8 protein-coding genes and 1 CRISPR repeat array are annotated in these 8800 nt (G+C 63.5%); of the genes, 6 read left to right on the top strand and 2 right to left on the bottom strand.

The features are described 5' to 3' along the window. The first annotated feature begins 1208 nt into the window (after positions 1 to 1208). Both G6O69_RS41225 and G6O69_RS41220 read left to right on the top strand, forming a co-directional pair. Entirely contained in the window at positions 1209 to 1400 is a 192-nt protein-coding gene (locus tag G6O69_RS41225) for a hypothetical protein (protein ID WP_255216852.1), read from the top strand. 6 nt (positions 1401 to 1406) lie between these two features. Next, positions 1407 to 1688 (top strand): hypothetical protein, encoded by a 282-nt coding sequence (locus G6O69_RS41220; protein WP_255216851.1) that lies wholly within the window; start codon positions 1407 to 1409, stop codon positions 1686 to 1688. Between the two features lie 6 nt (positions 1689 to 1694). Here G6O69_RS41220 and G6O69_RS38410 read toward each other — a convergent pair whose 3' ends face one another. Next, a complete protein-coding gene (locus G6O69_RS38410; protein ID WP_176396531.1) occupies positions 1695 to 3221 on the bottom strand; it encodes a serine/threonine-protein kinase in 1527 nt (508 codons plus the stop codon). A 126-nt stretch (positions 3222 to 3347) separates the two neighbouring features. Here G6O69_RS38410 and G6O69_RS38405 point away from each other — a divergent pair, with 126 nt between their 5' ends. The 4 genes from G6O69_RS38405 (at position 3348) to G6O69_RS38390 (ending at position 5539) form a co-directional block, all read left to right on the top strand. Beyond that, a complete protein-coding gene (locus G6O69_RS38405) occupies positions 3348 to 3911 on the top strand; it encodes a sigma-70 family RNA polymerase sigma factor (protein WP_217909730.1) in 564 nt (187 codons plus the stop codon). A 202-nt stretch (positions 3912 to 4113) separates the two neighbouring features. Next, on the top strand, positions 4114 to 4554 hold the full coding sequence (locus G6O69_RS38400) for a hypothetical protein (protein WP_172301370.1): 441 nt from the start codon (positions 4114 to 4116) through the stop codon (positions 4552 to 4554). A gap of 24 nt (positions 4555 to 4578) precedes the next feature. Next, entirely contained in the window at positions 4579 to 5133 is a 555-nt protein-coding gene (locus G6O69_RS38395) for a Uma2 family endonuclease (RefSeq protein ID WP_172301372.1), read from the top strand. Positions 5134 to 5197: 64 nt separating this feature from the next. Then, positions 5198 to 5539: a helix-turn-helix transcriptional regulator gene (locus G6O69_RS38390; protein WP_172301374.1), complete on the top strand. Its 342-nt coding sequence runs from the start codon at positions 5198 to 5200 to the stop codon at positions 5537 to 5539. Positions 5540 to 6011: 472 nt separating this feature from the next. Further along, positions 6012 to 7357: direct repeats of the CRISPR family, unit length 36 nt; unit sequence CCTTCCGCCCTCGTTTGAGGGCGGCCCCGTTGAAGC. A 382-nt stretch (positions 7358 to 7739) separates the two neighbouring features. Here the strand turns inward: G6O69_RS38390 and G6O69_RS38385 are convergent. Continuing rightward, positions 7740 to 8552 carry a site-specific integrase gene (locus tag G6O69_RS38385; protein ID WP_255215657.1) on the bottom strand — a complete coding sequence of 271 codons (813 nt, stop codon included), beginning with the start codon at positions 8550 to 8552 and terminating at the stop codon, positions 7740 to 7742. Positions 8553 to 8800 lie beyond the last annotated feature (248 nt).

The following is an 8800-nucleotide window of genomic DNA, read 5'->3' as shown; positions in this document are numbered from 1 at the left end:
ATGGGGGCCAGGTTGTATGCATGCCTTTGGGAGTGCCAATCCTGGGTCTTCGAAAACCGGCAGATGTTCCTGTTTCAAGAGCCTGGTGGCCTGACTCGAGTTTCGGCGTGGGGGGCTTTCCGGTCTATTGGATTTTCTATTGGATTTTCTATTGTCCGGTCTATGTCCGGTCTAATTTTGTGCCTGAGTCGTCTAATTGAGAGCTGAGAAGGAAAATAGACTTTTCGTGTTGGAGCCCGCTACTTCTAGAACTGACCTCGATCTCGCGAAGGCGACCCACGTCGAGTCGGCTCCCTTCACGGCGGAGACTCAGGGGTGCTGCGCCCCCCTCAGCTGCAACTCGCTCGGGTCGTCGACGTCCATCGAGGAGCTGGCACGCGCCATCGTCCAGCGGCGAGCTGATGCCTTCGAGCATCGAGCCCAGCTCGAAGGTCTGGGGGTGGCCACTCCCATCCCGCATCGAGGCGTCGTCAGCACCTTGGCGGTCGGAGACGCGGTCGGAGCGCGGACTCAAAGCCGGCGGTACCTGACTCTGCCCGACGGGGTGCTACCAGGCGTCCCGAGATCAAAGTGGCTCCGCTCTCGAGCATGACTTTGCTCTCACGTAATTGTCGTCGCCTCCACAATCAATTTTCGAGCTGCGGCCGTGCATGGTTGTGAGACTCGAAGCCCTCCTCGAAGACGGCCGCCGCACCGCGGTGCTCCGCGTCATCCACGGCCACCCAGAGACGGCCGCAGGTCGTTGGCGACCCATCCTCACCAGCGCGAACCAAATCGCGGCTAAAGCGCACCGCGTACCGACGGGCACAGCCGGTTGGAGCCGTTGGCATCGGGCGGGCGGTGTCGCCATGGGCGTCTGCGCGTGGCGCGCAGTCACACTTACTGGTGCCACGCTCAGGCTCAGCCGTTCTGCGAAGAGCAGGAGGGATAGCCGACGATGCAGGCATGCGGAGACTCTCTCTTTCTCAGTGAAGAGGAGCGCGAGTGTCTCGCGGACTCGCTCGAGGGCTTCGAGGAAGAGGGCAAGCGCTACCTCGACTGCGCGAATCCAGCGATGGAGGACTACGGCAACTGTCTGAGCATGAACACCCAGGGTGCGAAGCCAGCTGGTACTGAGCTCTTTGGAGCTTCGGCCGGAGGCTCATTTGAGCGCCTCGCGCCTTTCAGCGTCGAAGTGGGCTACCTTTGGCCCTTCGAGGAAGCCCATCATGATCAAGAACACCACGCTCATACTCGCCTTTGCCCTGGGACTACTGCTGCCGGCCTCGGCCTTGGCCTCGCTCCCGGACCTTTGCGATGACGTCTACCTCGATGAGATCGGCGCCCCAGTCACCGACAGCGAGGGCACCAGGCTATCCCGCTTCTGCCAGTGGACCGGCCCGACGCGCCCCTGTGGCTGACCACGTGTGCTGCTCGATCGCGCGAGCGCGAGCTGTACGGCCACCGACGAAAACGGGCGATGCACGACAGGCATCAAGATGTGGTGCGACTACGGGGAGCAGATCAACGGGGAGGTCGTGTGCTACCAGCCCTTCGACGATGCCTGTGATCGAGGGTTCTGTGATGATCTCGCTCCTTCAGGAAGCGACCTTGTCTACGTCGCTCCGCTTTGCTGCTTTGAGCATCTCGATGCCTGCTACGAGCTGAGCATTGCAGAATACTGCGGAGGGTTTTTTCTTGAACTGTGACTCACCCTACTCGAACTCCGACGGCACCGTTGGCTGCGGAGAGGGATGACACTTCTTATTGTTCATATTTTCTGCAATGCACTTCAGTTGGGCATCGGCAGCTTCGCTACTTCCACTCATCCTAAATAGAGACGCAGCACGATGCCTAGCGTGTGATGCCCTCTCCCAGGCTTCCGCTTCTTCCCATGCGTCGGCTGCTCCTTCCAAAATCCAGCTCGCAACAACGATGTCATCAATGATTTCATGTTTGGCAATGATCTGCTCTCCAACGCGAGTGGATAAAAAACCATGAAGAGAGGGGTGATCGGGTCGCAAGATGTCGCGGCTGTTTCGCCAGTGCTCATACACCTCGCGAGATTGCCCCGCGGATGCCGCGTTCCACGCCTCGAGGTTCTCATGTAACCCCACCCACCACCTGGGGACCGAGGGCAACGGCAGGACTGCCATGGAGCTCTCACGACCAGGCACATCTCCGAGCTTGGTTGCCGCAAATCCTCCCACGAAGGCCAAGAGCAGACCCCCCAGGAGCACCTGCCCCCACATCGATCGCCTGCGCGTCTTCCGCTCCAGTGCCTCTCGCTCCGCGCTCTCGAGCTCGGCGAGCAGGGCCTCCATGCTCGGGTGCCTGTCTTGCGCTCGCCAGGCCAGCCCCCGAAGCAACGCAGCCCGGACCCGCGGAGGGATCCCCGGCAGGGCTCTGTCTCCGGCCGCCAACTTCCCGGCCTCCATGGCCTCGAGCACGGCGATGCGTGTCCCTCCACCAAAGGGCAGCGCCCCATAGAGCGCCCCGTAGACCGCCGCACAAAACGAGAACTGATCGGACTGTGCATCCCCAGGACCCCCGATCACGCGCTCGGGCGCCATGTAGCCGGTCGTACCCCCGGGCCTCTGCTCCGACTCACTGCCCCGGGGCATCGACGCCGCCAGGCCAAGATCCGCCACGCACACGCGCTCATCGTCCCCGAGCAGCAGGTTCTCGGGCTTGAAGTCGTTGTGGACGAGCCCTGCCTCGTGGATGGCGATCAGGCCACGGGCCGCCTGGCCGTAAACATAGAGCACCTCCCTCCAGTGGCGCGGATCCCAGTGCGCGGCGTCCTGACCACGGATGAACTCCATCACCACGTAGAGGTGGCCCTCGTACTCGCCGACGTCGAACACCGAGACCACGTTGGGGTGCGAGAGACGAGCCAGGGCCTGGGCCTCCTCGAGGATCCGTGTGTCCCCGCTGGGCATCACGTCGGTCCACAGCTTGAGCGCCACCAACCGCCCGAGCGTGGGATCCCAGGCCCGAAACACCACGCCCATGCCCCCGTAGCCGATCATCCGCAGCAGCTCGAAGCGTCCGATGGTCTTGCGTTGACCCGCGTTGATCAACGCACGTCGGTGGTGGACATCGACCTCGCGCCGCAGCGCTCGCCAGGGCCCCTGGGCGTAGGGGTCCTTGTACTCGTAGATCTCAGCAGGCGGATCGAGATCTTCCCCATCGGGACCGAAGTACTTGGCGTACTCACGCTCGATCTCCTCGTGCGACATCGGTACATGTCGCTCTTCGGGTTGGTACTCGATCGCCACGAGGATCCCTGGGGGCCAACCCTACACCAATGCGCTTGAACTTTGGTACAGTTTCGTGGTGGTTGCAGCGAGTGATAGCGTTTGATGGTGAACGACGAGGAGTTGGCCAGGCATTTGGAGAGACTGCGAGTCGCCGCAATTGCAGAGGAGCCTGGTGCCGTCGATGCGCTGGGAAGGGCGCTATACGAGGAGTTCGAGCGGATGCTGGGTTCGGAAGATCTCACCCATGACGCCTTCGAGGCGCTATGGCGCAAGATCGGGTCTTTCGAAGCTCGGCAGGAGGACTCGTTTTTGCGCTGGGTTCGAGTGTTTGCGAAGAACCAGCGGGTCTGGTCGCGGCCGAGCAAGGCCCGGCGCTCCTGGGAGCAGCTCGACGTCGAGCTGGTCGCGCGAGACGAGAGCCCAAGCCAGGCGTTCGAGCGGCGCGAGCAAGTTCGCCGGCTGGAGAGCGCGGTCGCCGAGCTCGGCTCGATCTTCGTGCGCGCGCTTCGACATCGACTGAGCGGAGGCCGACCCGAAGCCCTCGCCGCAGACGAGTCCATCCACCTGAGCGCGGCTCGATGGCGCATGGGGGAGGTGGTGCGCCGGCTTCGGAAGGTGCTCGGCGAGGCCCAGAGCCTTCCCCGGGTCTCGGGCAGCAGCTCCGCCTGACGATGGGTCTTCTCTAGTACGGGCTGACTGTCAGCAACCATGCACATCCGCATAGAAAGAACCGGCTCAATTGCATGGGCGTGGCTGGCCGAGCTCGGCCCGGGTTCACGAGCTCTCAGACTCGCGCAAGACTGTGAGGAACCTCTCCCTTTTATTTCTCAGTCTTTCACTATCAATTCGCGGTGGGCACCTGTTTATGGGCGTGAGCCTGGAAGCCCTCTTCGAAGACGGTCAGCGCAGCGCGGTGCTCCGCGTCATCTATGGTCATCCGGAGATCAGCCTCGGCGAGCTCGCCAGCTTCGTCATGAGCGACGACCCCCTGGCTCCGGTCCTCAGAACCCTGACGATCGATGAGCTCCTCCAGGTGAGCCGCACTGCGCAGGGCGGCGACTCCGACCCGTCAGCGATCGACTACGCCCGCCTGGGGCGCGCCAAGAAGGCCACCGGGGAGGACTTCGATGAGCTCGCCATCGAGGTGCTCACCGCAGCTGGACGGCCTGTCGCGGCGGCCTACCTGCGAACTCGCCTCGGGGGCCCTCGCTGGAAGCTGCAAGCGTCGATGCACCGTCTCGAGGCTGCGGGGGTCGTGCGGCGTCACGGTCAGACCAGCGGAACACGCTGGGGGTTGGTAGAGCGTTCCTAGTTGGGCCCCTCCTGCGTGCCTGCGATGAGCCGCGCCCTGCCCAAGCCCATCAAGCGAGGGGCCACCTTTCGTGATTTCAACCAGCACGATCGCAAAGACCGGGTGACGGAGCTGATCGGGGGAGACCTCTACAGCCGACCCGCGCCCCACTTCTTCGACCTCGTGGTGCGCTCGACCTTGCTCAGCGAGCTGGAGCGGCTCGAGGGATGGCTACTCCTCGAGGAGCCCCTGCTCCGGCTCGATGGAGAGGAGCTGCTCGTGCCCGGCATCGCGGGGTGGCGCTACGAGGGCGAGGCCACGAAGTTCGAGGCGCAGCACATCTGCGCCCAGAAGCGGCCAGACTGGGTCTGCGAGCTGCTCACGCCTGCGTTCGAGGAACTCGACCGCCAGCGCAAGCTGCCGCGCTACGCCGAAGCCGGAGTGGCCTTCGTCTGGCTCATCGACCGGCCCCGACGGCGGCTGGAGATCTATCAGACACGAGATGGCGTGCCTACCCTGCTCCAGACTCACTCCGGCAACGCCTACGTGCGAGCCGATCCTTTTGTCTCGTGCACCCTGAGCCTGGGCCCGCTGTGGTGATCGCCCGAAATGCGAGCTCGCCTCCTGAGCGAGAAGGTCTCTATCGAATCGGTATCGGTGATTGATGAACACGACCGACAAGAAGTTCAGCCAAGACTTTGGCAGTCATGTTCGATCTCTGCGCAAGGCTCGGAACATGACTCAAGAGGGTCTCGCCGAGAGCTCGGGGTTGTCCGCGGACACGATCCGCCGGCTCGAGAAGGGGAACTTCTCGCCGAGCCTCGACACGCTGAGGAAGCTCTCCCAGGGAATGACGCTCAGCCTCAGCACGCTCTTCGCGGCCTTCGAGTTTGGCGAGCTGGATCCGAGTCGGGAGCTCCAGGATTTACTCAGGGGGCTCGAGACGCAGGAGGTGAGGCAGATGCTCAGGGTGTTGCAGGTGTTGCTCGACTGCCTGAAGGGGTAAGCTGTGCTTGGTGTCTCGGTCCGGGAGCGGCCGATGATCCCGCGGTGCGGCTGCTGGTGATCAGCGATGCGGTATAGGTGCATGTGGACGTCCGAGACCGAGGGCCCGCTGCCGTAGGCCGCACTCGCCGAGGGGCCCGCCTGCGCTTTGCTCCCGCGGTCGCGTCTCTCGATGTCAGGCTCAGTGAGTAGGTGAATTGATTAGTCACTCCATCGATGTACATATAGTGTGTATGATCACGAACGCTAGGTTTGAGTCTGGAGTATGAAGTGTAGGTTCGTTGCACGCGGGGTTGGACGCAGTGAAACCCCGGTCTTGCGTGCAAAATGACGAATTCGGGTTCTGAGAGGGGTGTGGCGGGCTGTTTGAAAATTGAAGAGAACCACATGAACAGAGTTCACCCGAGCGCGAAATCGCCCTGCGTGCAAAAGGCCTGAGAAAGCTTGTAATTTCGAGGGGTTAGAAAAGAGCCCCTTCCGCCCTCGTTTGAGGGCGGCCCCGTTGAAGCTTCGCCGTCGGCCCGCATTGCTGGGCCAAGGGAGCGACCGCCCTTCCGCCCTCGTTTGAGGGCGGCCCCGTTGAAGCATATCATTGACGATCTCTTCCGTCGTCCTGACGATCCTTCCGCCCTCGTTTGAGGGCGGCCCCGTTGAAGCTCGGGGGGGTGCGCAGCGAGGCCCAGGCGACGAGCGCCTTCCGCCCTCGTTTGAGGGCGGCCCCGTTGAAGCGACGCGGCCCAGGCAGCCGGGTCCATCGACGTGTCTCCTTCCGCCCTCGTTTGAGGGCGGCCCCGTTGAAGCCGGTCCCGTGAGTGCGAGTCCTCGCTCCCCTCCATCCTTCCGCCCTCGTTTGAGGGCGGCCCCGTTGAAGCTTCTCGCTTCACCGACTCGCGGTGAATCTGGCCTTGGCCTTCCGCCCTCGTTTGAGGGCGGCCCCGTTGAAGCAAGGAAGCAAAGATCGAATCCACCGGCTCCTGGCCGGAGCCTTCCGCCCTCGTTTGAGGGCGGCCCCGTTGAAGCTTTCGCAGCGTGAGGAGGCTGGAGAACAAAGCCTCTCCTTCCGCCCTCGTTTGAGGGCGGCCCCGTTGAAGCTGGATGACCCTGGTCCACTCGGTGCCGGGGGTGGCCGTCAGCCTTCCGCCCTCGTTTGAGGGCGGCCCCGTTGAAGCCATCTAACCGGGACCTGGATCACGGACTGGATCTCTCCCTTCCGCCCTCGTTTGAGGGCGGCCCCGTTGAAGCCGCGAGCCCCGAACTTGCCGCCGATGGTGACGGCCCTTCCGCCCTCGTTTGAGGGCGGCCCCGTTGAAGCAGGACACGGACCAGAGCCTCTTGGGCGCGGGCGTACAGCCTTCCGCCCTCGTTTGAGGGCGGCCCCGTTGAAGCCATCGCTCAGCGTCTTGGCCAGGATTCCGCGGTTGACCTTCCGCCCTCGTTTGAGGGCGGCCCCGTTGAAGCGAGCAACTCGATGCGGCCGCCCTGCTTCCCCAGCCTTCCGCCCTCGTTTGAGGGCGGCCCCGTTGAAGCAATAATATCCGGCAGAGACCGAATCAGGGTGGGCAGCCTTCCGCCCTCGTTTGAGGGCGGCCCCGTTGAAGCAATGATGGGGTGGATGTACCGGCGTTGCGGTCGTGCGTGCCTTCCGCCCTCGTTTGAGGGCGGCCCCGTTGAAGCACGCGATAGACCGGCATGCCCGCGTCAGCGTCCAGCCTTCCGCCCTCGTTTGAGGGCGGCCCCGTTGAAGCCCGTTACGTCCCACCAGCCCGTCCGAGCGGGGCCTGCCCCTTCCGCCCTCGTTCGACCTGGCTGGAGCTCTCGACCACCCACCATCTCCTCGTGTCCTTGAACGCGATGAAGGCAACGCCTCGAGCAGACGCAGGCCAGTAGGCTCTCCCAAGCAGGGAGGTCACCGGACGGAGCATCCCGCGCCGGAGAAGCCTCGGATCCTTCTCCGAGATTTCTCCACCCTTTCAGCAAGACAAAGCCTCCCGCCGGCATCGCCAGCGGGAGGCTTTGTCTTGTCTGGGGAGCCCCCAGCTGCCAGTTGGGGCCCAAATTCAGCAGCGATCATGCTTGCTTGCAGCCGGGGGTCACAGATCTACGAAATTTCTGATCAGTAGCGTCAGTCAGCTGAGATCACTGGGATTTCTCGTTCTCCTCTCCGCGCGTCTCCTAAGTTTCTCCACCGGCGCCCACCCACCCTAGGGGTGAGGGAGCCCCACCGGTGGGGGAGCTTCGAGCGAAGCGATCGCAGCGTGGGTCAGTCCCGGGGCCAGGTGCATGTAGCACTCCGTGGTCATCAAGCTGGCATGCCCCGCGAGTTCTTGGATGACTCGGGCAGGTATACCGCGCATGGCCAGGTGCGAGCAGAAGGTGTGCCGCAGAGTGTGAGGTCCACGGCGCTTCACCTTGGCCGCGGAGCACAGCCTGCGGAGTCGCTGTAGCAGCCACTGTTGCCCCACGGGGTGCTCGGGCGCAGCTCGGTGCGTGCTCACCATCGCTCGGCACAACACATAGGGTCCAGACCCTTGTCCACTCAGCGCCTCCAGGGCTTCGCACAACCTCGCTGTCATGGGGACTTCACGAGACTTGCCGTTCTTGGGGACATCGAGGACTCCTCGCCACAGCGAGCGCCGAACGATGAGGACGCCCCGGTCGAAGTCCACGCTGTCCCAATGCAGCCCGCGGATCTCTCCCCAGCGCAGCCCTGCATCACCACCGAGCAGTACGCCCACGCGCTCGACCGGCGTGGCCGTCGCGTCGATCAAACGCGCGTACTCGTCGAAGCCCCAAAAATCCCGCGGGGAAGACTTGGGCTTGAGCCGCTTGATCGTTGGAAGCGATCCTGCGGGAATCAGCCCCAGCAAGATCGCGCACTTGAGCATGGTGCTCAAGGTGCTCAACGCCTTGTTGACAGTATGTGCGTGTTTCCCTGCCAGCCTCGAGCGCACACGCTGGACCTGCGACACGTCGATCTGATCGAGCCGAAGGTCTCCAACGATCGGTCCGAGCAATGTGCGGATCGTCTGACGTGCATCCTCGATCGTGCTGGCTTTGTGGTGCTTGGACTGGTGATATTCTTGAATGTATCGATTCTCGAATTCCCTGACTGTTGGTACGGTTTCCTTCCTGCGCTCACGCGGCCCATGCTGTAGCAGGTACCGCTCCCGCTCACGCCCCCAGGAGCGGGCAGCTGCCTTCCCGCGGGTCGGCGCTTTTCGGCGCTCGCGGTAGGCCTGTCCGTTGGGGAGGGTGATGCTGA

This window comes from Pseudenhygromyxa sp. WMMC2535 (genome assembly GCF_011083025.2).
This window is presented reverse-complemented; position numbering and strand designations above follow the sequence as displayed.